Genomic DNA, 25,100 nt, shown 5'->3' on the forward strand with positions numbered 1-25,100 from the left:
CCGCCCCCTAGGGGGCGGCCCTCAACCGCCAGCGCCCTCAACTAAGGGTCGTGGGTCACGCCGACGGCAAACGAACGCGCTCAGATGTTGCGCGTCACCTTGCCGGCCTTGAGGCAGGACGTGCACACGTTGAGGCGCTTGGGGGTGCCGTTCACGAGAGCACGTACACGCTGAATGTTCGGGTTCCACCGGCGGCTGGTCCGCACATGGGAGTGCGAGACGCTCTTGCCGAAGACGGGGCCCTTGCCGCAGACGTCGCACACAGCAGCCACGGTTCCACTCCTGAATCTTCTTGGTGTAAGCGCGCGGGCCTTTTGCCCGGCGCCGGGTCTACCGCCCGGCGACACGGGTCGCGGGCAACCCCAGCACCTTATCGGAAACGGCCCGCCACCCCAAGTGGAGCGGGTATGGGCTCGCGCACACGCCGCACCGTCCGCGGCAGCACAAAACCCCGTAAACCACTAGTCTGAGGTTAAGTTCGCAGTCGCCGGTGCGCCAGCCCCGGCGGGCGGCCCGCCGACGCGATTCGGCATCGCGTGAGCACAGGCAACGAGCACAGGAAGGGAGCGGCGTGGCAGATCGCACAGACGCCCCCGGCGTCCCCGTCATCACCGCCCCGCTGCTGCACGCCTGGCTGAATGCGGCCCGGGCGGTCTCCGAGTCCACCCGCGAGCTGGTCAACTTCCTCAACGTCTTCCCGGTCCCCGACGCCGACACCGGCACCAACGTCCTGCTTACCGTCCGCTCCGCCTGCGACGCCCTGGCTCTCCTCCCTCCCGGCGCGGACCTCGCCCAGACCGCCCGTGCCGCCGCCGACGGGGCCGTCCGCGGCGCCCGCGGCAACTCCGGACTGCTCATCTCCCAGGTGTTGGCCGCCCTGGCGGACGTGTGCGCCGAGGCTCCCGACCCCACGGCGCTGCGGCCGGTCGAACTGGTCCACGCCTACGAGCGGATCGCCACCACCACCTGGGCCGCAGTCTCCCGGCCGGTTGCGGGCACCCTGCTCACCGTCGCCCAGGACGCCGCCACCGGCGCGCGCACCGCCTTCGAGGAATCCACCGCCTCCGCACCGCCGAGTGTCTCCACCGTCGCCGCCTCCGCCGCCTTCGGCGCCCAGGAGTCCGTGGTGGAGACCGCGGGGCTGGGCCATGGCGCCGTCGACGCCGGCGGGGCCGCCCTCATGCTCATGTACACCAGCCTGTCCGACACCATCGACGCCGGTCATGCAGACGCCGCCCCGGGGGCACTGCCCGCCTCCCCGAGCGCGACCGCCACGTCGATGCCGTCCACCCTGCCCTGCACGGACGTCGCGCGGCAGATGCTCGACGATCTGGTCGCCGCCGCCACCCACGGCGCCGGCGCGCGCGAGAACGCCGGACCCTTCTCCACCGGTGAGTTCGAGGTCATGTACCTGCTGGAGGCCACCGCCGCCCAGGCCGCCGCCCTGCGCCGCGATCTGGAGGCGATCGGCGACTCCGTGGGTGTGGTCGGCACCCCCGACGCGCTCGGCGTGGGCATGTTCCAGGTCCACGTCCACACCGACACCCCGCGCGCCGCCCTGCCCCGCAGCGGCCGCGCCCGCCAGGTATGCATCCACCATCTGCACCCGACGGCGCTCGCGCTCGCTCCCGCATGGGAGGCCGACGAGCCGCCGCTGCCCACCTCCGCCCCCGCCGACGGCCGCGTCGTCTCCTTTGAGCGCCTCGCCGCCCGCCGCGCCCAGCACGACTCGCAGGCCGCCCCTGCGGCCGCCGGCAACGGTTCGCACGCCGCCGCGAACTCCGCCCCCCGCCGCGTCGGCGTCATCGCCTGCACCCGCGCTCCCGGCCTGATCGAGCAGTTCGCCCGCACCGGCGCCGTCGTGGTGCTGGACCCCGAACGCGACGGCATCGTCCGCGCCGCCGGCGACCTCGGCGCCGCCCAGGCCGTCGTCCTGCCCTGTGACCCGCAGGCCGCCGCCAGCGCCCACGCGGCGGCCCGCTTCCTCGCCGCCCGTTCCGCCGTCTCCTCCGTGCGCGGCGCCGGGACCGGCGAGGCCGCGCGCACCATCCCCGAGGGGGTACGCCTGCTCGTATGCGACACCGATGACGAGGCCGGCGTCCTGGCGGCCGCCGTCGCCGTGGCCGGGCAGGGCGAGCACGCCGAACTCGGCGAGCTGGCCACCCGGGCGGGCAGTGTCGCCGCGGCCGTGCGCACCACCGCCCTGACCGGCCCGGACGCCGAAACCGACGCCGTCGCCGCCGCCCTGACCGCCGCGCTGCGCCCCGACGACGAACTCGTCACCGTCATCCTCGGCCGCGACGCCCTGCCCGACGTCGGCGCCGTCGCGGCCGCCACCGTCGCCCGCTACGCCGAGCAGCAACTCGATAGCCCCGACGCCATCGAGGTCGTCATTCACGCGGGCGCCCAGCCGACCCCCGACGTCCTGCTCGCCATCGGGTGAGCCCCCATGACCACCCCCAGTAGTGCCCGCCGCCCGCGCGGAGCCGTGCCCCTACTCGACCGGCCCCTGGACCGGCTGATCGGCAAGACCACCGCCACCCAGCTCGCCAAGCAGGGCATCACCACCCCACGCGGGCTGCTGCGCCTGTTCCCGCGTCGCTACGACACCTGGGGGGACCTGACCGACCTGCGCACCCTCAAGGACGGCGAGCAGGCCACCATCCAGGCGCAGGTGGTGCGCGCCGCCGCCCGCCGTACCCGCTCCGGCCGGCCACCGGCCCTGATGGAGGCGACCGTCACCGACGGGGCGACCACCATGGGCCTGGTGATGTTCGGCAATCCCGGCCAGATGCACCACCACGCCGAACAGCTCGCCCCCGGCACCACCGTGCTGCTGTACGGCAAGGTCGGGCTGCGCCACGGCCGCCTGCAGCTGGCCAGCACCCGCTTCCAGGTGCTCGACGAACTCGACGACGCCGAGCGCGAGGCGCTCCTGGCCCGCCCCATGCCCATCTACCCGGGCACCGAGTCCTTGCCCTCCTGGCTGGTGGGGCGAGCCGTGCGCACCATCCTGGACCAGATCGGCCCCGCGGACGTCCCCGAGCCGCTGCCAGAGCCGGTGCGCACCACCGAGCACCTGGTGGACGCCTACACCGCCTACCGGTGGGTACACACCCCCGAGGACGCTACCCAGTGGCGCGAGGCCCGCCGTCGCCTGCGTCACGAGGAGGCCTTCGTACTGCAGGCCGCCCTGGTGCAGCGGCGCGTCCAGCACGCCGCCGAGCACACCGCCGTCGCCTGGCCCATCCCCGGCGAGGAGTCCCTCCTGGCGGACCTGGACGCCGCCCTGCCGTACCCCCTCACCGCCGGGCAGGTGCGCGTGGGCGGCCAGATCGCCGACGCGCTGAACTCCACCGTCCCCATGCAGCTGCTGCTCCAAGGCGACGTCGGTTCCGGCAAGACCCTGGTCGCCCTGCGCGCCATGCTGCAGGTGGTCGATGCCGGTGGACAGGCCGCCCTGCTCGCGCCCACCGAGATCCTGGCGGCCCAGCACCGCGCCTCACTAGAGGCCCTGCTGGGTCCGCTCGCGCACGCGGGCATGCTCGGCGGCGCCCAGCGCGCCACCCGCGTGCGGCTGCTGACTGGCTCCACCCCGCCCGCGCAGCGCCGCCAACTGCTGGCCGACCTGGCCGCCGGGGAGCCGACCATCGTGGTGGGCACCCACGCCCTGCTGTCCCAGACCGTGCAGATCCCCTTCCTCGGGCTGGTCGTGGTGGACGAGCAACACCGCTTCGGCGTCGCCCAGCGCGACGCTCTGCGCGAGCGCGGTGGCGTCACCGACCCGGCCACCGGCGCCCAGCGCACCCCACACCTGCTGGTCATGACCGCCACCCCCATCCCGCGCACCATTGCCATGACCGTCTTCGGGGACCTGGACACGGCCGTGCTCGACGAGCTGCCCGGCGGTCGCCGCCCGGTCGCCACCAGCCTGGTGCCCTGGGCGCGCGAGCCCTGGGTGGAGCGCATCTGGAAGCGCGCCGCCGAGGAGGTGGCCGCCGGCGGACGTGTGTACGTGGTATGCCCGCGCATTGACGCCGATGACGCCGCCGGAGCCGATCAGGAGGAGCCGGAGCTGCCGGGCGCGCTCCTCGACGAGGGCGGGGAACTGCCCCAGGAGGCGGCCCCGACCCGGCCGCCGGCCGCCGTCGTCGACTGGGCGCAGCAGCTGGCCGCCGAGCCGGCGCTCGCGGGCGTGGGGGTCGGCACCCTGACCGGCCGGATGAGCGCCGCGGAGAAGGACGCCGCCATGGTGGACTTCATCTCCGGGCGCACCCCCGTGCTGGTGTGCACCACCGTGGTGGAGGTGGGCGTGGACGTGCCGTCCGCTTCCATGATGGTGATCCTGGACGCCGACCGCTTCGGCCTGTCCCAGCTGCATCAGCTGCGCGGACGCGTCGGGCGCGGTGAGCGGGAGTCGGTGTGCGTGGCGGTGACCGGCGTGGAGGTCGGGTCGCCCGCCTACCACCGGCTCAAGGCCTTCGGGGATATCAGCGACGGCTTTAAACTGGCGGAGGCCGACCTGGAACTGCGCAGCGAGGGCAATGTGCTCGGCGCCGCCCAGTCGGGTCGGCGCAGCGACCTGGATCTGCTGCGCGTGAGCCGTGACGGCGCGCTCATCGCCCGGGCGCGGAAGCAGGCGGAGACGGTCATTGCCGCCGACCCGACCCTGGCCGAGCACCGGGACCTGGCCGCCGCCATCGCCGACCGTCTGGATGAGGAGGCCGGCGCCTACCTGGAGCGGTCATGACGCGTCGGGCGCGCACCGATGCGGGTCGGGCGGGCCGGATCCGCCAGGCCCACGGCTCGGGAGGGCCGATTCAGTGCGCGGCGGGTTCTGCGTCGGCCGCAGCGCCGTCGTTGGAGGGCGCGCCGTCGTCGGGCTCGGCGAACCAGAGCGTGGTCTCCCCGTACTTGCGCATGGAGAACCGGCGCAGGCCCGCGGGCCAGGACGGCTCGGGGGAGCGCGAGGAGCGCTCGACCACGACCACCGCGCCCGGCGCCAGCCACGGGTCTTGGCGGCGGGGGAGCGGGGCCAGCATGGCCGCCAGGGTGGTCTCGTCGACGTCGTAGGGCGGATCGAGCATGACCAGGTCCACGGGCGCACCCGCCGGCCCGGCCAGGAAGGCTTCCACCTTCGCGGTGGCGCTGCGCACCCCGCGCAGACCGAGGGCGCGAATGTTGGCATCGCACACGCGGGTGGCGCGGCGGGAGGCGTCCACCAGGGTCACGTCGGTGGCGCCGCGGCTGGCCGCCTCCAGACCGAGTGCGCCCGAGCCCGCGCACAGGTCCAGCACGCGCGCGTCGGCGATGACGCCGTAGTGCTCGAGCCGGCCGAACAGGGCTTCACGCACCCGCTCGGAGGTGGGGCGGGTGCCGGCCGCGGGCACGTCGATCCGGCGCCCGCCGGCGCTCCCGGCCACGATCCTGGTCATGGGACGAGCCTACAGGGGCGAGGAATGTCCATCGGTGACCACTTTGGCGGAAAGGAGTGGTTAGTATCTAGAAGAAACTTCCTCAAACCCTTGCAACTACGCCAACGTCGATTCGGACAATACGCGGGTGAAGGTCAAAGTGGTCACCGATGGACACTTCTCCGCTGAAATTTGGCTGGCGAACACGGTCTTCCACTCCTGGGCCGAGGAACTGGACTGCTGGGCGGCCTCAGGTGAGTGGTGGGTGCCCCGGCCGCACTGGACCTCGTTGGCGGCCGGTAGGTGGCCTGAAGGACGTCGTGGCATGTTGCCTCCAGCAGTGGCAGGTACTCTTCTGATTCCAGTCCGTGCGTTAGTGCGTAGAAGCCGGCTTGACGGCCATCGGTACTCCGTCGATCTGATGTGGTTGAGGTTGCGGGACTCCGCATCCAGAATCAGCACCAACAGACCTGCCGTGCCAAGACAAGTCCCGACAGTCGTTGGAATCACGCGGTTGTGCTGTCGGGCCGGAGCGCCGACTCCGGTGTTTGTGCCGATTCCGGACATGCGTCGAATCGGCCCTGTCTGAATGGTGACGACCGACCTCGAAGCGTTACTGGTGCCCGCCTCGATGAGGGGCGGCGGGCAGCTACGCCACTGCATGACGCTGCCAGTAGGCTTGGCGCTACGCCAGGGAGCAACGAGTGACCGGCGGCGCGGCACCGCGGCCGCCAGCCGAGGTCGGGAGGGACACACACATGCCGAATACGTCAGCGACCACTGCCGGGGCGTCAGGAGCGCAATCAGATGCTGTGTCGGACTCACGGCCGGATGGAGCGCCTCGCGGCCCACTGCCCGGCCCCAACCCCGCGCAGAGTCGGCAGTCAACCAGTACGCGCGAACCCTCCTACGAGTGGCTGCTCCCCACCGCGCCCGGACCCGGCCGTGGGCGCCACCTGCCACCGCGCGCCTGGGTCGCCCCCGAAAACACCAGCGCCCCCAGCCTGAGCCTGAACGGCACCTGGGCCTTCCGCCTGTATCCGCAGGCGCACCCCGAAGGGCTTGATGAGCGCGGCGAACCCATTGCCCCGGTCTTCGACACCGCCGACGCCTCCCTCGGCCCCTGGGGCGAGATCGACCTGCCCGCCCACTGGGTGCTCACCGGCGACGGCCGGCGCGGCCTGCCCTGGTACACCAACGTCCAGTACCCCATCCCGGTGGACCCGCCGTACGTGCCCGACGAGAACCCCACCGCGGACCACGTGCGCACCTTCACCCTCCCGGCCGACTGGCCGCTGGACCAGGCCGGTGCCCGCCAGGTGCTGCGCCTGGACGGGGTGGAGTCCTTCGCCTCCGTGTGGGTGAACGGCACCTGGATCGGCACCACCCAGGGCTCGCGCCTGCCCTCCGAGCTGGACGTGACCGGCCTGCTGCGAGTGGGGGAGAACACCGTGGCCGTGCGCGTGTCCCAGTGGTCGCCCGGCACCTACGTGGAGGACCAGGACCAGTGGTGGCTGCCCGGTATCTTCCGTGACATCACCCTGCTGCAGCGGCCCGCCGGCCGGATCGGCGACGTGTTCGTCCGCACCGACTACGACCCCGCCACCGGCGCGGGCGCCCTCGAGGTCGACCTGGACGCACCGGCCGCCGCCTTCCCGGTGCGGGTCGAACTGCCCGAACTGGGCCTGAGCGCCGAGCTGGCCGGCCCCGGCACGGCCCGCCTGGTCGCGCCCGCGGTCGAGCCCTGGAGTGCGGAGGTGCCGCGCTTGTACGAACTCGTGGTCACCGCCAGGGAGGAGACCGTGCGCCTGCGCACCGGCTTCCGCCGCCTGGAGGTCGTCGACGGTCAGGTGCGCGTCAACGGCACCCGCCTGATCATCGCCGGCGTCAACCGCCACGAGGTCAACGCCCACCGCGGCCGCGTATTCGACGCGGACTGGGCCCGCGCCGACCTGGCCGCCATGAAGGCCCACAACGTCAATGCCATCCGCACCTCCCACTACCCACCCCACCCGCGCCTGTTGGACCTGGCCGACGAGATCGGCCTGTGGGTCATGGACGAGTGCGACCTGGAGACCCACGGCTTCGAGGCCCACGGCTGGCGGGGCAACCCCACCGAGGACCCCGCCTGGCGCGACGCCCTGGTGGATCGTGCCCGCCGCATGGTCGAGCGCGACAAGAACCACCCGGCGATCCTCTTCTGGTCCCTGGGCAACGAGTCCGGCACCGGCCGCAACCTGGCCGCCATGAGCCAGTGGATCAAGCACCGCGACCCCGGCCGCCTGATCCACTATGAGGCCGACTTCGCCGGCGCCTACACCGACGTCCACTCACGCATGTACCCGACCCTGGAGGAGGTCGAGGCCGTCGTCGGGCGCGGCGCGGAAGCCACCGCCGTCGACGGCGCTGCCGCCGCCGCTCCCGTCAGCACGCCGGTGGCGGTGCCCGGGCACGCCGCCGCCCGGCTCACCCCCGCCCAGAACGCGCATGTGCGCACCCTGCCGTTCATCATGTGCGAGTACCTGCACGCCATGGGCACCGGCCCCGGCGGCATCGAGGACTACACCGCGCAGGTCGAGCACAATCCCCGCCACCTGGGCGGATTCGTCTGGGAGTGGCGCGACCATGCCCTGGTCGACCCCCGCCCCGAGGCGGCCGGCGCCCTGCGCTACGGCGGCGACTTCGGCGAGAGCGTTCACGACGGCAACTTCGTGTGCGACGGGCTCGTCTCCGCCGACACCACCCCCAGCGCCGGCACCACCGCCTGGGCCAACGCGGTCGCCCCGGTCCTGGCCACCTGGGTCGGCGACGCCGCGAGCCCCGGCCGGGGCGACGGCACGGTGCGGGTGCGCAACCGCTTCCACACGCGCACCACCGCCGGACTCACGCTCGCCTGGCAGGTGACTCTGGAAGCCTCCACCGCCGACGGCGATACGGCCACCGCCGGGACCGACCCCGCCGCAGCCGCTGGCGCCGCTACCTCGCCCGGGATCACGCGCCTGGGTGCCGCCGACTCCGGCGAGTACCCGCTGCCCGAGCTCGCCGCGGGGGAGGAGAGCCTGCTCGACGTGCCCGGACTGGCCGACGCCGTCGCCCGCGCCCGCGCCGCCGGCCGCGCCGTCCACGTGCTCACCGCCGTGCTGGACCCGCTCATCCCCGGACTGGCCGACGCCGGCCCCCGCCAGATCAACCCGGCCGACGGCGCCCCGCTGCTGCCCCAGGTCGCCTGCGCCGACGCCTCCGGGCGCCGGGTCATGTCCACCCGGGAGGTGGCGGCTGCGGCCCCATGGGTTATGCCCACTCCGACCGGGCCGGCACTCGGGAATGCGCCTGCGGGCGGCCACGCCGAGGCCGCGAGCGCCGCGGGCCGGGAAACGGCCACTCATGGCGGGGCGCCGGTGCGCGTGCGCGGCGGCATCCAACTGGGTCCCGCCCGGCTGTACGAGCGGGGCCGGCTCGTCGACCTGGGCGGGATCCGCGTCGTCGGCCCGCTGACCACGATCTGGCGTGCCCCCACCGACAACGACGAGGGGCACGGGCCCATCGACTACTGGCACGTGCCCCCGAGCCGCGCCAACCTCGGTGCGGGCGCCGGACGTCCCGGCCCCTCCGCGGCCGACCGCTGGCGCGAGGCCCGCCTGCACCTGATGAGCGAGCGCCATGTGGCCACCGCCGTCACGGGTGATGCCGTCGTGGTGCGCACCCATTGCGGCGCGTCGGAGATGGCCTGGGCGCTGGAGACCACCACCACGCTGACCGCCGAAGCCGGCGGGCTGCGGCTGCGCACCGAGATCATCCCCACCGGGGACCTGCCCGCCGTCCTGCCCCGGCTGGGCGTACGGCTGGGACTGCCCACGGGGCTGACCCGTGCGGTCTGGGCCGGCACCGGCCCCGCCCCCGCCTACGCGGACCTGTCCGGGGCCATGCGTCACGGCGTCTTCACCGGCGACGTGCCCGCGCTGTGGCAACAGCCGGTCCGGCCCCAGGAGGGCGGTACCCGCCCCGGCCTGCGCCGGCTGCACCTCGACGGCGACGCCGGCCGTCTGAGCGTCGTGATCCCGCCCGCGGTCCCGGCGGCCTTCTCACTGAGCCCATGGAGCCTGGAGAATCTCACCGCCGCCGAGCACGTGGAGGAACTGCGCCCGGACACCCGCCTGTGGCTGCACCTGGACGCCCTGCACCACGGCATCGGCACGCGCTCCTGCGGCCCGGACGTGCGCCCGGAGGCCGCCGCCGCACCCCGGCCGGTCGTCGTGGAGGCCTGGCTGGGCGTGCAGCCCGCCTGATGTCGGTTCCCGGTCGCCGGCCGAGCGCTGCGGCGTCCCGGCTGCCGACGCTTCGGCTGCGGTCTCCGGCTGTCGGCGGCGCGCTCGTGTCGGCGTCCCGGCCGCGGCGCGCGTCCCCACCCGCCGGGGTCGTTCCGCTAGCCTCACAGCGTGACGCTCGCCGTATACCCCGGAACCTTCGACCCGATTACCCTCGGGCACGTCGACGTCGTGCGCCGCGCCGCCACCCTGTTCGACCGCGTCATCCTCGGCGTCGCCCACAACGCCGCCAAGGACTCCTCCCGCCTGTTCACCATTGACGAGCGGGTCGCGCTGGCCCGCGCCGCACTGGCGCACATCCCGGGGGCGGAGGTCGCCGTCGTCCCCGGTCTGCTCGCCGACTTCTGCGCTCAGCGGGGCGCCGACGCCATCGTCAAGGGCCTGCGCAACGGCACCGACTTTGACGCCGAGGTCCCCATGGCGCTGCTCAACCGGGAGTTGGGCGCCCCCGAGACCTTCTTCCTGGCCGCCGCCCCCACGCACGCACACGTATCCTCCTCGCTGGTCAAGGACGTCGCCCGCCACGGCGGGGACGTCTCCGCGCTCGTGCCCGCGAGCGTCGCGGCCGCGCTCGCCCGCGTCTTCGCCACCCCGGCACCCGGCACGGCGAGCGCCCCGGCCCCCGCGGCGACCACCGCGCCGGCGGCCGACCCCAGCACCGCAACCCCTTACCCGCAGAACCGAAGGACGAACCCGTGACCACCCGCGCCGACGCTGGAGACGACCTGCTACGCATCCTCGATGAGCTGGACGAACTCGTCTCCACCGCCCGTTCCCTGCCCATGAGCTCCTCCGCGATCGTGGGCCGTCAGGAGGCCCTCGACCTGATCGACCGCGCCCGCGAGGCGGTCCCCACCGCCGTGCACCGGGCCGAGGAGATCGTCGCCGACGCCGACGCCGTCCTCGCTCAGGGCCGGGAGGAGTCTCAGCGCATCCTCAACCATGCGCAGGAGGAGGCCGAGCGGCTCGTCGCCGGGGAGAACATCGTGCGCATGGCCAACGATCGCGCCGACGCCATCATCTCCACCGCCGAGGAGCGCGCCGCCCGGCTGCGCCACGGGGCCGACGACTACTCCGACCGCTCCCTGGCCGCCCTGCAGGCCGAGATCGACAAGCTCGCCGAGCAGGTGCAGGCCGGCCGCGACGCGCTGGCCGCCCGTCTGGAGACCGCTGCCAACGATGCCGCGGCCGCGGAGCGGGAGCAGCAGGAGGCCAACCGCCACTTCGCCGGCTGGTCCGTGGACCCGGCCGCCACGCGCAACTGGTCCAAGGGCGGCCGGTAGGGCCGACGGTTGAGCTCCGTACACTCCCCATGAGTGGGTGGTGGGCCCTTCTCATAGCGGCCGGGTGGGCCGGTCGCCGGGGCCGCCGCTAGGCTGAAGTGCCCGCCCGCGAGTAGATTCGCCTGCGCTGCGCCGCTTCGGGTGCGCGGCTCTGCGACTTCAGACCATCCAGGAGGAATGCCATGGCTCCCACGGCCGGACTCGTCGTCGACATCATCGACCTGCCCCAGCAGGTCGGGTCGATCAAGAACATCCATCTGGAGACCCCCGCCCCCGCCGACCTCGGCGCCGAAATGATCGGCGCCCGCGAGGGCAGCCCGCTGGTGCTGGACGCCGAGCTGACCAGTCTGGACAACGGCGTCCTGGTGCGCGGACACGCCGACGTCCACCTGACCGGCCAGTGCGTGCGCTGCCTGCGCGACCTCGAGGATGACACCACCATCTCCTTCGACGAGCTCTACTTCACCCCCGAGGCCGCCCGCGCCCAGGCCGCCGAGGGCGATGAAGAGGCCGACGAACTGTTCATCCTCGGCGAGTCCACCCTCGACCTCGAGCCCGCCCTGCGCGACGCCCTCGTGCTCGCCCTGCCATTCCAGCCGCTGTGCCGCGAGGACTGCGCGGGGCTGTGCCCGCAGTGCGGCGAGCGCCTGGACGATCTTCCCGCCGACCACCACCACGAGCAGCTCGACCCGCGCTGGTCCGCCCTGGCGAGCCTGCTGCCCGACGGCGCGGACACCGATGCGGCCGACTCCGAGGCCCCCGGATCCGCCGTCGACGACGAGGAGGCGCAGCGCTGATGAGCTCGCGGCGCAAGCACAAGCAGAAGCGTGCCGTATCCGCGGCGCGCGAGGACGTGGACACGCTCGTCTTCCGCTGGGGCGAACGCATCGACGCCGACCTGCTCGATCTGGCGCTGACCCACCGCTCCTGGGCGCACGAGCACGGCGGCCTGCCCACCAATGAGCGCCTGGAGTTCCTGGGCGACTCGGTGCTCGGCATCATCGTCACCGAGAACCTGTACCGCACCCACCCGGACCTGCCCGAGGGGCAGCTGGCCAAGATGCGTGCCGCCACCGTCTCCGAGCCGGCCCTGGCCGCCGTCGCCCGCGACTTGGGGCTGGGCGAGTTCATCAAACTCGGTCGCGGCGAGTCGCTGTACGGCGGCCGCGACAAGGACTCCATCCTGTCTGACACCGTTGAGGCCCTCATCGGCGCCACCTACCTGACCACTGGCCTGGAGCCGGTGCGCGTGGTGGTGGAGCGCCTGGTGTCCCGGTTCCTCAACGACGCCTCCATGCGCGGGGCGGGCCTGGACTGGAAGACCAGCCTGCAGGAGCTGACCGCCGTGCACGGCCTGGGCAACCCCGGCTACGAGGTGGAGGGCACGGGCCCCGACCACCAGCGCGTGTTCTCCGCGCGCGCCCACGTGGACGGCCGCGTGTACGGGGAGGGCTCCGGCTCCTCCAAGAAGATCGCCGAACACGCCGCGGCCGAGGCCGCCTACGCCGCCATCCTGGCCGAGCGCGGCGACGGCGGACTGAGCCTGCCCGGGGTCAACGACGCCCTGCGCGCCGACCTCGGCGCCGCCGCCGGTGTCCCCGGAGCGGAGGCCGCCGGGGACACCGCGGACTCCGCGGCGACCGGTTCCGCCGACGCCGCGACGAGGGCCTGAAACCTTGCCGGAACTGCCCGAGGTCGAGACCGTCCGCGCCGGCCTGGCCCGCCACCTGACCGGCCGCATGGTGGAGCGTGTGGAGATTTTCGATCCGCGGCCGCTGCGTCGGCAGGAGGGCGGCGCGGACGCCTTCGTGCAGCGGCTGACCGGCCACACCTTCACCGCCGCGGTGCGCCGCGGCAAGTTCTTGTGGCTGCCGCTCGACGACGGGGCCGCCCTGGTTGCCCACCTGGGCATGAGTGGGCAGCTGCTGGTGCACGGCACCCCCGGCGCGCTCGCCGCGCGTGAGTCCGGCGACGCCCACGCCTTTCTGGGCGACCCCGACGCGCCCCGCGTGGACCTGACCGCCACGCGCGCCCCGCTCCCGGCGGAGGACCCCGACGCCCGCCCACGGCACCTGCGCGTGCGCCTGCACCTGAGTCCCATCGCCGGTGACGCGCCCGGCGGCGCGGTCCTGGACCTGGTGGACCAGCGCATGTTCGGCGGCCTGCGCGTGACCGACATGGTGCCCACCGCCGACGGCGCCCCCGGGGGCGCCGGCAGCCTCGCGCCACTGATACCGGCCGACGTCACCCACATCGCCCGCGACCTGCTCGACCCGCACCTGGACCGTCCCGCCGTCATTGCCAAAATGCGCCACTCCAACCGGGCGGTCAAGACCCTGCTCCTGGACCAGGGCATCGTCTCCGGCGTCGGCAACATCTACGCCGACGAGGGGCTGTGGGCAGCCCGCGTCCACGGCCTGCGCCGCGGCAGTGCGCTGGGACCGCGGGTGACCGCCCGCCTGCTGGATGCCACCGGGGAGGTCATGGAGCGGGCCCTGGCCGCGGGCGGCACCAGCTTCGACGCCCTGTACGTGGACGCCGACGGCGCCGCCGGCTTCTTCGCCCGCTCCCTGGCGGTCTACGGGCGGGCCGGACAGGAGTGCCGACGCTGCGGCGCGCTCCTGCGCGCCGAGACGATCGGGGGCCGCAGTCACGTGTTTTGCCCGCGCTGCCAGACCCGGCCGCGGTCGGCGCACGCCTGAAGTCCCGACCTCGCCGTCCACTCGTAGAGCGCGATTTCCGTTGCGAGTCGATGGGGTCGGCGCCACTCGGCCGAACCCCCGACCCTTGCCAGGCGCGAGACATTCACATATTCTGAACGTGTTCAGAAGTGAACGTGTTCAGAAGTGGGTTGGAGGATCCGAGGGATGCAACGACGTATCGCCACTGAAGCCGCAGTCCGCCGCCATGCGCGGCGTCTGTTCCTCAAACAGGGGTATGCCGACACCTCGGTGCGGCAGATCGCCGCCGCCGCACGAGTCTCCGCGGGTACCGTCGTCTCAGTGGGGACTAAGGATCAGTTGTTCGTTACCTGCATGGAGGAGGTGGCGACCGAGGCGGCGCTGAGCGCGCTCGCCGCTGAACAGGATCCTCGCGCGGCGCTGCGCGCTTTCGTCGTCGCCACCCCCGGCCTGACCGCCGAGGGTACGGAGCTATCGCGCGACTATCTGCGCGCCCTCATCGCAATTGGCTCAGAGCCCGGCAATGAGGAGCGCCTGGGACGTGTCCTAGCGCTCATCACCTCACGCTGGGCGGAGCTGCTAGGCCTACCGGACGAGCATTCCCGGGTGGTCCTGTGCGCCGGAAACTTCTACATGAGCCTAATCGGCTGCGTTTACGCCGTCGCCGCGGGACAACTACGGGCGGATGATGCGGTCGAGCTTCTGCACGGCATGATCGACGGCGCCACGGCGGAGAACGCCGTGAACGCCCCGAGCGGGTGCGACCAATGAGATTCGTGCATATCGCCATCGGATCCATGGGGGATCTGCGGCCTCAGCTGACACTCGCCGCCGCCCTGAAGGAGCGGGGCGACGACGTGCTCGTGGTGGGACTGGAGGAGTACGCGGACACCGCCACCGAGGCGGATGTACCCTTCCGTGGCCTGGGCGCCCACACCATCGGACCAATACGGCCGGCGCCGCTGGGACGCCTGGTGGCGGGCAGCCAGACGGCCGGAGCGCTGCTCATACGCCGGTGGATGGCCCGATCCGCCGAACCGATCGCACGCACCCTCCTTGACGTCGTCCGGCCGGGGGACCGGATCGTGACCGGCGTGCTCGGGCTGGCCGCAAGCCGACTCCTGGCGGCGCAGCGCGGCTGCAAGACCTTCGAACTCATGCTGGCGCCCACCCTGCCCACCGCCTACGGGCAGTGCCTGGTCGGTGCCGTGCGGCCCGACCGCTCCGCACTCAACCTGTGGGCATCGACCCTGGTGCGCCGGGGCTCGGTTTCCATGGGACGCCCTATCGCCCGGGCGATGCACCGCCTGAACACGGCCTCCTCCGCCACCTGCGCGCCGTCCACGTCGGAACACGTCATTCTGGCCTGCTCATCGCGTCTGGTCCCACAGGCCCCCGACTGGCCGGAAACCGTTGCCTGTACCGGACATTTGGCGGCGGCGTCGCCGCAGTGGGAGCCTCCCGCCCGCCTGCAACGCTTCCTGGACGCCGGCGCGCCGCCGGTGTACATCGGCTTCGGCTCGGTCCCCTTGCGCGATCCCGTCGGCGCGGTCGCCATACAGGCGGAGGCGGCGCGGCGCGCCAAGGTACGCGCAGTCCTGCACCCGGCCGCGGGTTTCCAGGAATGGGACCGCGACTTCGGTCCACACGTACACCTCATACGGGACACCCCCTTCGACTGGCTGCTGCCCCGCATGGCCGCCGCGGTCCACCACGGCGGAGCCGGCACCACCCAGGCGGCCCTAGCGGCGGGCGTGCCGCAGGGCATCATCCCCTACACCCTCGATCAGCCCTACTTCGCGCGCCGCGTGGCCGCGCTCGGCCTGGGGCCGGAGGCCCTCAGCACGCGTGACCTGACGCCGCAGCGCCTGGCCCGCGTTATACGCCGGCTCACAGCGGGGGAATCCGCCGACGCGTATCGCGCCCGGGCCGCACAGCTGGCCGAGTCCTATCACGATCGTGGAGGCCTCACCGAGACCGTTGAGTTCGTCCACGGTTGGTGAGTGAGGTGTTCCCGAACGGCCGGCACCTAACTGTGACGTAGGTCCCCGCTGCTGATAGTCTCCGGTCTATGCAGAGTGCTCCCGCGCCCGAAACGGTCCGCGTCATGATCGTGGACGACCATGAGATCGTCCGCCGCGGCATCGCCGAGATCATTGAGCGCGCCGACGGGCTCGATGTGGTCGCCGAGGCCGGCTCCAAGGCGGAGGCCATCCGCCGGGCAGAGCTCATGCGCCCCGACGTGGTACTCGTAGACCTGCAGTTGCCCGACGGCACCGGTATCGAGCTCATGCAGGCACTGCGCGAGTCCGTGCCCGAGGCACTGCCGATCGTGCTGACCTCCTTCGACGACGACGAGGCACTGGCCGAGTCCCTCGACGCCGGCGCCAGGGCATACCTGCTCAAGACCGTTCACGGCGCCGAGATCAGTGACGTGGTGCGGGCGGTCGCCTCCGGGCGGGTGCTGCTGGACGAGCGCACCGTCACACGCCGTCGCGCGGATCACGACGATCCCACCGCAGACCTGACCAATGCCGAACGCAAGGTGCTCGAACTCATCGGCGACGGCCTGTCCAACCGGGAGATCGGCGAGCGGCTCGGGGTCGCTGAGAAGACCGTCAAGAACCACATCACCTCCCTGCTGGCCAAGATGGGCCTGCAGCGGCGCACCCAGGTTGCCGCCTGGGTGGCCGGCCAGCGCGCCTCCGGCTGGCGACGCTCCTGAGGCGTGGCTGTCACAGCAAGCCTGTGGCCTTGGGATATACGTCTCTTTTCGGGATGTACTCTTTCTCTAACGCTCTGGTGGCGGTTAAGTTACGGAAGTTGTGGTCAAGGCGTAACTGAAGGGAGTCACGCTGACGCAGGTAGACTACGAGGATCTGTCCCTCGCGGGAGCTACGCTGTCCAGGCAGGGCACAGAGCACCTGTCCACCATGGAGCAGTTCATTGAGCAGTGGGCGCGGATAGATTCTGCCGACTTGGGAGACCTCCTCAAAGCGCTCAAGCCGATCAACGACGCGGTGGTGGAGTTGGGCAAGCTCACCGTGCGCCAGCTGGGCGAGGCCCACGAATGGACGGGCAAGAAGCTAGACGCCACTCTGGACACCTACGTCGAGACCGACCGGCAGGTCTATGAAGAGGCCGCCCGCATCCTCCGGGAGCGCGGCCACACCGTCCCTCCTTTCACGGACCCGAGAATATATCTTCCCGGGCTGGGCACGGCGGCGCGGGCGGCAGGCCCCGACTACGGTGGGGAAAACCATCGGTCATCGAGCAGGTCTACGGTTCTGGTGAAGCCTTGCGAAGGTATGACGAGGACCAGTTCTATCGAGCCGAGAACCGTTACGCCCAGGCGAAGTCGGCCAACCGGGGGATTGAGGAGGCCCAGGACGCGAGTTCCTACCTCGTGCCGCCGGAGCCTCCTACCTCTGAGATTGACAATATGCGCTGGAGCGCTGGCGTCCTGCTCGGCTCTGTGGACTGGGTGTTTGAGCAGCTCTTCGGCTGGTCGCTGCTCAATGACCTCATCTATTAGCCGTTCGCCGGTGATTGGCGGGTCGTCGATGGCGCCTCGACCGCCTGGTCCTATGTGGACAAGGCGCTTGTTGCTATCGGCGAGAACGACTCCGCAGTGCTGCCCGCCCTCTCGGAGTGGACGGGGGATGGCTCCGAGGCCTGCAACGCCTTCATCACCGCCCTCAGTGGAGCCACGACGGCGCTCAGCTACGCGGCAGGCTACGTGAGCGGGATCGTTGGCAAGGTGGCCACGGTGGCGAAGCTCGCTGCTTGGGCGGTAGGTGAAGCGCTTAAGTTCATCAGCGAACTATTATGTGAATTAGCTCTTGATGCTACCGTCCCGGTGGCCGGCTGGATTAAGGCAGGCGCTGCGATAGCGCTAAAGCTTGACAAAGTCCTCGCGCTCGTCCGAGCAATCAACCTCGTCCTCAATCTGATATATGAGGCGATCGCCGGGGCGGTGCAGGCCAAGGCCAAGATTGTCGAGGTCTCCTACACCGTAATCAACATTGGCGAAGCTGCTGTGCGCGGGACGAGGGCGCGGGTATGAGTTATGAATTCGGCTCGGAGCCGCAGCGTCGGGCCGGGCAGGACGTCGATCTGGACGCGATCATCGGCAGGCTTCGTTCATTAGGAAAAGACTTTGAGCGCCAGCGGGAGACCGAACAGGAACGGTTCGACCAGCAGGAGGAGGAGCGTGCGCGGATGGCGCGCTCGGGCGAGCTGGGCGAGGACTGGCGCAGGATCCAGAACCGGATTGATGCCGGCCAGACGACCGTCATGGACGTCCTCTCCGGTGCCGACCGCTCCCCGGAGGCCCGCCGTCTGCGCGAACAAGCGGAACGCAACATGCGGTCCCTACGCTCCCAATGGCGCGAGCAACAGCGCTCGGGGAGAGGCGATACACCCCTTGACCAGATGGACGAGATTCGTGACAGCCAAGGAAGATAAGGAGTAAGAGTAATGAGCGACCTGGTGGTGAAGGAAGGTGTGCTGGACTGGCTGGCCCAGGATCTTTCCCGTGCGCAGGGGGAGTGGGAGTACTCCTGGAGCCAGCTCGATGGAGGCATGGGTTCGGCACAGGCCGAGTGGAGCGGCCAGGCTGCCAGTGCGGCGGACTCGACTTATCGCTCAGCGTCCCAGTCGGGGCAGGATTTGAGCTTGATGCTGATGGAGCTCATCGCCGCCGTACGCTATGCCGATGATCTCTATGCGGCGGCGGAGCGGCAGGTCGCCAGCATGTGGTCGCTGTGAGGAGCTGCGGGAGTCATCGGTGGGCTCGCTGCCTGTGATACGGGACGGCTACGCGGTCAACGGGTGGGGAGGAGTGGGCTGTGAGTTTGATTGGTAGCACGTATCCGGCTCGCCGGTTTGTTGTGGCACTGCCTGCTCGGGAGGCGGTGCGGGTGGCGGTTGATGTGCTGGGGCGGGAGGGCTTCTCCCTGGAGGCGTGGGATGTTGATCCCTTCTTGCGCGAGTACGGTCCCTGGACCGGGGCCGCGCTGCGGCGGGGGCATGCGATCAAACTCATTCTGCTCACCCCCGTCGTGTATATGGTTGCTCCACTGGCTCTGCTGTTCCCATGGGTCAGGCGGAGCCTCGGCGTGGTGAAGATGGTGGCAATGGCGCGGGATATCGGCCAGGGCAGGTCCGAGTTGCTGGTTGGAGCCTATCGCATCGAAAGCGAATGGATTAGTTCTGGAGCCGTGGCCGCTGCCAAGATGCTGATTGCGACCAGAGAGCGCATGGGCGATCTGGGCGTGCTGTTGGTGGCGGACCCGGAACAAGTTGACAGGTATGAAGGTCTTCCTGACGACCACCCGTTCCAGATGCAGCAGTGGTGGCGTATCAGGAGGGCGGCGCAGAAGGCTGCCCGGTCACGCCACTGAGCATGAAATCAGGCAGCCCGCTTCGGCTACCCCGATGGAGCGGCACCCGCCAGGTGAAGCAGGTGCCCCGCCGCTCGCCGTCGGAACGGGCCCGCGGGCCGATCACGAAGCTGCCGGCGTGGCGGCGGGCCCGCTCGGCCATGTTCGCGGTCCCCGAGCGGCGTGTCACCCGCGGGTCCACACCCACGCCGTCGTCCCGGCACACCACCTCCACCACCGGCGCGCCCCGGAAGGGCTCGGCATCCCCGGACGCCGCCCCGTCCTGCCCGGCGGGCGGCTGGGAGGTGAGCAGCCCCTCCACCTTCACGTCCACCGTCACCGAGGAGGCCTTGGCGTGGCGGGCAACATTCGACAGGCCCTCCCGCACCACGGCCACGATGTCGTCGGCCAGGTCCGGCTCCACCGCCGCGTCGATGACGCCGATCAGCTCGTCCTCCCGGTCCCGTTCCGCCTGCGCCAGGCCGTGGCCGTCGACGGTGAGGATCAGGGACGGCGCGAAGCCGAGCGAGGTGCGGGCCAGAGAGGCCTCCCGCCGCAGCCGCTCCACCAGGCTGACGTCCTCATCCCGGTCGCGCAGCGAACGCACGATCGAGCGGATCTGCCGCACCGAGTCGTCCACCGCCGCCAGGGAGGCGTCCAGCGCCTGGCAGGCCACGGACATGTCGGTGCCGGAGGCGGTGCCCTCGGCCTGCAGCCGGTCGCGGGCGGCGGACAGCTGCATCCCGGTGGCGAACAGCTGCTGGATCGCCAGGTCGTGCAGGTCGCGGCCGATGCGGGCCCGCTCATCCAGGAGCGTGGCCATCTCCTCGGCGTGCTGGGCGTCGGCCAGCTCGAAGGCCATGGTCGCCTGCCCGGCCACCAGCTCCGCGATCTCCAGATCCTGCTGGGTGAAGCGCTCCGCCCCCTGTTCACGCAGCAGCAGCATCACGCCGACGCCACGGCCGCGGTGAATCATGGGGGCGTACAGGGCCGGGCCGAACTGGGACAGCTCCTCAACCAGCAGGTCGGAGGCACCCCAGGCGTCGGCCAGCGAGTCCTCAATCAGCCCGGTGCGGCGCGCCAGCGTCTTCAGGGCGCGGCCCTCGGGCGGGAAGAACGTGCCGATCAGCTCGTCGGCGTGCTCCCCGTCCGCAATCTCGCAGATCCAGGTGTCGCCCACGCTGGGCAGCACCAGGGCGGAGGTGTCCGCGTGGGCGACCTCGCGCACGCGGCGGGCGATCAGGGTCAGCGCGTCGCCCTCGTCGGCCCCGGACAGCAGCATGGTGGTCAACTCCTGGGACACCGCCATCCACTGCTCACGGTCGCGGGCCTCCCGGTACAGGCGGGCATTCTCCAGCGCGACGGCGGCGGCCTCCGCGAGCGTGAGCACGGCGGTGACGTCCGCGTCGGTGAACCCGCCCTGCTTGTCGCACAGGAACAGCCGGCCGTAGACCTGCCCGTGCACCCGCAGCGGGGCGGACAGGATCGAGCCGCAGCGCTGCCCATCGCCGGCGGGCGTGTTGCGGACGACGACGCCGCAGTCCTCCGGTCCGGCCTCCGGCGCGCCGGCGACCATGGTGGCCAGCTCGTCGGTGGAGACGGTGGCGGTGCCGGTGGTCAGCGCGGCGGCGGTGGCGGGGTCGGCGGCCCCGGGGGCGGCGATCGTCCCCCAGGCCGCCCCGGTCAGGGCGCAGGCGGAGTCGACCAACCGGTTCAGTGCCTCCGGGACCTTCAGCGAGCTCGTCAGCCGCAGGGCGGCGCGGAACAGCCCGACGGTGCTTCCCGTCGGCGCGGAGACGGCACTGTGGCCGGGGCTGCCGGGGTAGGACGGCGTGTTAGACATGAGTCTCCTGCTCCTGCTGAAGGGACCAGCGGTAATCGGGGTCGACGGCGGTCAGGTGCGCGTGGGTGCCGCGCCGGGTCACGACGGCGGTGGTGCCGGCCGGGGAATCGTCGGTGCCGTCGAAGCCGCCCGTTTCGTCTGGGCGCGCGGCGGCGTGCGGGCGGCCCAGGATGAGTACTTCGTCGGCGTCGGCCAGGGCCGACAGGCGGTGAGTCACCAGCAGTACGCCGCGGGCCTCGGCGGCCGGGCCGGTCGCGTCAGCGTTCGAGGCTTCCGGACCGGCGGCGGGCGCGGGCGCGGTGCCGGCGTGCAACAGGTCCCCGACCAGGCGATCGGCGGTAGCGGCGTCCAAGTGCTCGCCGGGCTCGTCCAGCAGCATCAGCGGTGCGGGCGCGGCCAGGGCGCGGGCCAGCAGCAGGCGGCGCCGCTCCCCGCCGGACACGGCCGTCGCACCCGCCCCCAGGCGCGTGTCCAGTCCGTCGGGCAGTCGGGCCAGCCAGTCGCCCAGGCCGGCACGTGCCAGCAGGGCGGCGGCCCGCTCGCGGGTGAGCGCGCCGTCGGCCACGCGCAGGTTCTCCAGCACGGTGGTGTCGAAGACGTGGGCGTCCTCCGCGGTCAGGCTCACCCGCGCGGCAGTCTCCGCCCGTTCGGCCCCCCATGGCGGCGCCCCATCCAGGGTGAGTTCACCGGCGCGCGGCTCCAACAGTCCGGCCAGGGTCAGCAGCAGCGTGGTCTTGCCGATGCCGGAGGGACCCACCACGGCCAGGCGCCGCCCCGGCGCCAGGTCCAGGTCCACGCCGTCGACCAGGACCGGTCCGCCCGGCCAGCCCACCGCCAGCCCCCGGGCGCGCAACCGCGGCCCGGAGGCGCTCGCGGCCGGCAGCGGACGCGGCGTGGGCACGCGGGCGGCGGAGGCGGCGGCGTCGTCGAGCAGGTCCACGATGCGCACGGCCGCGCCGGCCGACGTGACCAGCTGGACGGAGGCCGGCCCCAGGGCGGCGGAGGCCTCGAAGGCGCTCAGCGGCACCAACACGATCACCGCCAGCCACACCGGCGCCAGGCGCCCATCCGCCACGGCCGGGGCACCCACGAGTATGTTGCCGAGTACGGCCAGTCCCATGGCGGTGGTGTCGATGACGGCGGCCAGTGCGGCGGGCCGGGCCGCCCGGTCGCGGGTGGCGGCCAGGTGCGCCTCCAAGCCCGCCAGGTCGCTCATGGCGCGCGGCATGCGGCCGGACACGCGCAGCTCGTCGGCGCCGTCGAGCAGGTTCATGACGGCGGCCGACAGGTCGGTGGCCTGCTCCTGACGGGCCAGCTCGGCGGCACGGGCCGAGCGGATCGTCACCAGCGGGCCGGCCACGCCCGAGAGCAGCAGGCAGACCGCCAGGATCACGCCGGCCGGGGGAAACACGAGGGCCACCCCCAGGCTGGTGGACAGCCCCAGCACGGCCGCCACCGCGATCGGCAGCAGTGAGCGCACCACCAGGTCGCCGACCGCATCCACGTCGGCCCCCACCCGCGCCAGGACGTCGCCGCGCCGCAGTCCGGCGACCGTGTCGGTGCGGGCGGCGGCCAGGATTTCGTACAGGCGGGTGCGCAGGGAAGTCATGCCGCGCAGCGCTGTGTCGTGGGACAGCAGACGCTCGCAGTAACGCATCACGGAGCGGGAGATGCCGAACAGGCGCACCGCGACGGGGGCCACGCCGAGTGCGGCCACCTCCGAGGCCTGGGCGGCGCGGGCGATCATCCAGGCGGCCACGGCGGACAGGCCGACCGCGCTGGCCAGTCCCAGGGAGCCGACGATCACGGAGGCGGCGAAGCGGGTGCCGTCCAGGTCGAGCAGGGTCACGGCGCGGCGCAGGGCGCGGCGTTCGGCGGTGGTAAGCGCGGCGCTCATCGGTTGTCCTCGGAGAATACGAGCGCGTCCATGGCTTCGGCGGGGCTCGCAGCGGGGGTGGCGCCGCTCGAGTCCGCCGCGGGGGTGGGGCGCGAGGCCACCTCGACGACGTCGTCCGCCAGGGCCACCAGTGCCGCCCGGTGAGCGATTACCACGACCGTGCGGCCGGCCGCGCGGAGGGCGTTCACGGCGTTCAGCACCCGCGCCTGGCTGGCCGCGTCCAGGTGGGCGGTGGGCTCGTCCAACAGCACCAGGGGCGCGTCGGTGACCAGGGCGCGGGTCAGGGCCAGGCGCTGACGCTGCCCGACCGACAGACCCACGCCGCCCTGACCCACGCGCGTGCGCCAACCGTCCGGCAGGGCGGCGACCACGGCGTCGAAGCCGGTGGCCGCCGCGGCATCCGCCAGGGCGGGCGGGACCTGGGCGGTGGCGTCGGTAGGGGTCTGGCCGATGGTGTTCTCCAGCAGCGTGCCGGGCACGATCACGGGGCGCTGCGGCACCCAGGCGATCTGCTCCCACCAGGAGGCGGGGTCGACGTCGGCCAGGTCCATTGGCGGCCCGTCGGCGGCGATGACCCGCACCCGACCCCGGTCGGGGGGTAGCAGGCCGAGCAGCAGCTGCGCGGCGGTGGTCTTGCCGGTGCCGGACGCGCCGGTCAGTGCCACCACCCGGCCCGGGCGAATCGTGGCCGTAAGGTCGGCGGGCGCCCAGGCGCCACGGGCGGACACGGACACCTGCGCGAACTCGATGCGGGCCGTGCGCAGGTCTGGGGCGGGGGCGGTACCCGGCGTCGGCGCGGGCTCCTGAAGCACCGCGAAGACGGCCTCGGCGGCGGCCACCCCGTTGGCGGAGGCGTGGAACTGGAGGCCGACCTGGCGCAGCGGCTGGTAGACCTCCGGGGTGATCATGATGACCAGCAGGCCGGTGGCCAGGTCCATGCGGCCGTACAGCAGCCGGAAGCCCACCTCGACGGCGACGATCGCCACCGACAGGGTGGTGATGAACTCCAGCACCGCCCCGGACAGGAAGGCCACTCGCAGCGTGGACATGGTCGTGGCGTTGTAGGCGCGGCCGAGCTCGCGCACCCGCCGGGCGGGGCCGGCCTGGCGTCCCAGCGCCTTGAGGGTGGGCAGGCCCGCCAGCAGGTCCAGCAGTTGACTGCCCAGGCGTTCCATGGTGCGCAGTCGGGCCTCGGAGTGGGCCTGGGTGAGGCGGCCGATCAGGATCATGAAGATCGGGATCAGCGGGATCGTGCAGGCCACCGCGATCGCGGACGGCAGGTCCTGGGTGAGCAGAACCAGACCGGTGGCGGGGGTGACGGTGGCGGCCAGCAGCAGCTGTGGCAGGTAGCGGGTGAAGTAGGGCTCGAGGTCGTCCAGGCCGCGGGTGAGCAGGGTGGCGGTGTCGGCGCCGTGGACGGCCCGCCAGCGTGGCCCCAGGGCGGCGGCGCGCTGCAGTACTTGGCGGCGCAGGTCGATGGTGACGTCGGTGGCGGCCCGGTGGGCGCGCGACTCCTGCACGTACAGCACCAGCGCCCGGGCCGTCACCACTCCGGCCAACGCCGCGATCGCGGGCCGCACGGTGCTGGGGGCGGCGCCCCCGGTGATGACCGGGGAGATGGCCCGGGAGATCAGCCAGGCCTGGGCGACGACGAGCAGCGCGGTGAGCGCGCCCGTGACCGCCGTCGTGGCGATGTAGCGCCGGGCCGCGGCTGCGTAGCGCATGAGTCGGGGGTCCAACGGCTTCACCCAAACAGCATAGTGCCGGATTGGGACCGTAGTCCCGGGAGCGGGCTCTCGGCGGGGTGGCAGGCATCCACAAGGACACCAATGGGCCGGATCAGATGAGCGGTCGACTCAATCACTTCGCTCACCTGCCGGGCCATTCCCTTGCCCTTGCGGACTTTGGCATGTCGGCCCTTAGAGGGTTATCGGCGTGAACGTGGGTTATCGGCGTGAACGTGTGTGCGTGATCGGGGCTATTCGTTGAGATAGTGGGGGAAAGTCAGGGGTTATCAGGGGTGGGCATGATTCAACGCGCCTCCCCGCGACGCGCTGGTCTAGTGCATGACGTTCGTGTCGGTAACCCGTTACGCGTGGGGTGGCGATGATGCTCACCCCACCCCGTGTATGTACTGCACGACCCCGGGCCGCGTTCCACGACCCCGGGCCGCGTTCCACGACCCTGGTGTGCGTTGCACGACCACCCCGGGGTCGTGGAATGTGCACCAAGGTCGTGCAGTGTCGCCCAGGGTCGTGCAACAACACCGCCCC

At 72.1% G+C, this 25,100-nt stretch carries 21 protein-coding genes; 16 read left to right on the top strand and 5 right to left on the bottom strand.

Annotated features, from left to right (window positions below; all coding sequences use genetic code 11):
• Window positions 1-80: 80 nt before the first annotated feature.
• The gene (rpmB, locus tag C3B71_RS04855; protein ID WP_073327266.1) at window positions 81-272 is read right to left on the bottom strand and encodes a 50S ribosomal protein L28; all 192 of its coding nucleotides are present in this window, start codon (window positions 270-272) and stop codon (window positions 81-83) included.
• Between the two features lie 299 nt (window positions 273-571).
• On the opposite strand from rpmB, the gene C3B71_RS04860 reads away from it, so the two are divergent.
• The gene (locus C3B71_RS04860) at window positions 572-2,443 is read left to right on the top strand and encodes a DAK2 domain-containing protein (RefSeq protein WP_108966481.1); all 1,872 of its coding nucleotides are present in this window, start codon (window positions 572-574) and stop codon (window positions 2,441-2,443) included.
• 66 nt (window positions 2,444-2,509) lie between these two features.
• Window positions 2,510-4,750: an ATP-dependent DNA helicase RecG gene (locus C3B71_RS04865; RefSeq protein WP_108969568.1), complete on the top strand. Its 2,241-nt coding sequence runs from the start codon at window positions 2,510-2,512 to the stop codon at window positions 4,748-4,750.
• 70 nt (window positions 4,751-4,820) lie between these two features.
• Here C3B71_RS04865 and rsmD read toward each other — a convergent pair whose 3' ends face one another.
• Window positions 4,821-5,435, bottom strand: coding sequence for a 16S rRNA (guanine(966)-N(2))-methyltransferase RsmD (gene rsmD, locus C3B71_RS04870; protein WP_108966483.1), 615 nt, complete (start codon window positions 5,433-5,435; stop codon window positions 4,821-4,823).
• A 791-nt stretch (window positions 5,436-6,226) separates the two neighbouring features.
• Between rsmD and C3B71_RS04880 the strand changes: the two genes are divergently transcribed.
• The 14 genes from C3B71_RS04880 (at window position 6,227) to C3B71_RS04945 (ending at window position 19,108) form a co-directional block, all read left to right on the top strand.
• Entirely contained in the window at window positions 6,227-9,700 is a 3,474-nt protein-coding gene (locus C3B71_RS04880; RefSeq protein WP_159097646.1) for a glycoside hydrolase family 2 TIM barrel-domain containing protein, read from the top strand.
• 150 nt (window positions 9,701-9,850) lie between these two features.
• Window positions 9,851-10,438, top strand: a complete 588-nt coding sequence (gene coaD / locus C3B71_RS04885) for a pantetheine-phosphate adenylyltransferase (protein WP_108966487.1) — start codon at window positions 9,851-9,853, stop codon at window positions 10,436-10,438.
• Window positions 10,435-11,022: an ATPase gene (locus C3B71_RS04890; protein WP_108966489.1), complete on the top strand. Its 588-nt coding sequence runs from the start codon at window positions 10,435-10,437 to the stop codon at window positions 11,020-11,022. The genes coaD and C3B71_RS04890 overlap by 4 nt, the downstream gene beginning before the upstream one ends.
• Before the next feature lie 182 nt (window positions 11,023-11,204).
• On the top strand, window positions 11,205-11,819 hold the full coding sequence (locus C3B71_RS04895) for a YceD family protein (protein ID WP_108966491.1): 615 nt from the start codon (window positions 11,205-11,207) through the stop codon (window positions 11,817-11,819).
• On the top strand, window positions 11,819-12,694 hold the full coding sequence (rnc, locus tag C3B71_RS04900) for a ribonuclease III (RefSeq protein ID WP_083565287.1): 876 nt from the start codon (window positions 11,819-11,821) through the stop codon (window positions 12,692-12,694). Before C3B71_RS04895 ends, rnc begins: the two co-directional genes overlap by 1 nt.
• Before the next feature lie 4 nt (window positions 12,695-12,698).
• The gene (gene mutM, locus C3B71_RS04905) at window positions 12,699-13,724 is read left to right on the top strand and encodes a bifunctional DNA-formamidopyrimidine glycosylase/DNA-(apurinic or apyrimidinic site) lyase (RefSeq protein WP_108966493.1); all 1,026 of its coding nucleotides are present in this window, start codon (window positions 12,699-12,701) and stop codon (window positions 13,722-13,724) included.
• Window positions 13,725-13,889: 165 nt separating this feature from the next.
• Window positions 13,890-14,474 carry a TetR/AcrR family transcriptional regulator gene (locus tag C3B71_RS04910; RefSeq protein ID WP_108966495.1) on the top strand — a complete coding sequence of 195 codons (585 nt, stop codon included), beginning with the start codon at window positions 13,890-13,892 and terminating at the stop codon, window positions 14,472-14,474.
• A gap of 5 nt (window positions 14,475-14,479) precedes the next feature.
• Window positions 14,480-15,706: a glycosyltransferase gene (locus C3B71_RS04915; RefSeq protein ID WP_108966497.1), complete on the top strand. Its 1,227-nt coding sequence runs from the start codon at window positions 14,480-14,482 to the stop codon at window positions 15,704-15,706.
• 68 nt (window positions 15,707-15,774) lie between these two features.
• Window positions 15,775-16,428 carry a response regulator gene (locus C3B71_RS04920; RefSeq protein ID WP_073327252.1) on the top strand — a complete coding sequence of 218 codons (654 nt, stop codon included), beginning with the start codon at window positions 15,775-15,777 and terminating at the stop codon, window positions 16,426-16,428.
• 573 nt (window positions 16,429-17,001) lie between these two features.
• Entirely contained in the window at window positions 17,002-17,238 is a 237-nt protein-coding gene (locus tag C3B71_RS04925; protein WP_108966499.1) for a hypothetical protein, read from the top strand.
• 54 nt (window positions 17,239-17,292) lie between these two features.
• On the top strand, window positions 17,293-17,769 hold the full coding sequence (locus tag C3B71_RS04930; RefSeq protein WP_108966502.1) for a hypothetical protein: 477 nt from the start codon (window positions 17,293-17,295) through the stop codon (window positions 17,767-17,769).
• Window positions 17,766-18,170 carry a hypothetical protein gene (locus C3B71_RS04935; RefSeq protein WP_108966505.1) on the top strand — a complete coding sequence of 135 codons (405 nt, stop codon included), beginning with the start codon at window positions 17,766-17,768 and terminating at the stop codon, window positions 18,168-18,170. The genes C3B71_RS04930 and C3B71_RS04935 overlap by 4 nt, the downstream gene beginning before the upstream one ends.
• Window positions 18,171-18,182: 12 nt before the next feature.
• Window positions 18,183-18,473: a WXG100 family type VII secretion target gene (locus C3B71_RS04940; protein ID WP_108966507.1), complete on the top strand. Its 291-nt coding sequence runs from the start codon at window positions 18,183-18,185 to the stop codon at window positions 18,471-18,473.
• A gap of 80 nt (window positions 18,474-18,553) precedes the next feature.
• Window positions 18,554-19,108, top strand: a complete 555-nt coding sequence (locus tag C3B71_RS04945; protein WP_108966509.1) for a hypothetical protein — start codon at window positions 18,554-18,556, stop codon at window positions 19,106-19,108.
• Here C3B71_RS04945 and C3B71_RS04950 read toward each other — a convergent pair.
• The 3 genes from C3B71_RS04950 to cydD are packed head-to-tail and all read right to left on the bottom strand — an operon-like array spanning window position 19,068 to window position 24,575.
• Entirely contained in the window at window positions 19,068-20,930 is a 1,863-nt protein-coding gene (locus C3B71_RS04950) for a GAF domain-containing sensor histidine kinase (protein ID WP_108966512.1), read from the bottom strand. The two genes, C3B71_RS04945 and C3B71_RS04950, sit on opposite strands and share 41 nt — an antisense overlap.
• Window positions 20,923-22,827, bottom strand: a complete 1,905-nt coding sequence (gene cydC / locus C3B71_RS04955; RefSeq protein WP_108966514.1) for a thiol reductant ABC exporter subunit CydC — start codon at window positions 22,825-22,827, stop codon at window positions 20,923-20,925. The genes C3B71_RS04950 and cydC overlap by 8 nt, the downstream gene beginning before the upstream one ends.
• Entirely contained in the window at window positions 22,824-24,575 is a 1,752-nt protein-coding gene (gene cydD / locus C3B71_RS04960; RefSeq protein ID WP_181574841.1) for a thiol reductant ABC exporter subunit CydD, read from the bottom strand. The genes cydC and cydD overlap by 4 nt, the downstream gene beginning before the upstream one ends.
• Window positions 24,576-25,100 lie beyond the last annotated feature (525 nt).

Source organism: Actinomyces sp. Z16 (assembly GCF_003111765.1).
Lineage (GTDB): Bacteria > Actinomycetota > Actinomycetes > Actinomycetales > Actinomycetaceae > Actinomyces > Actinomyces glycerinitolerans.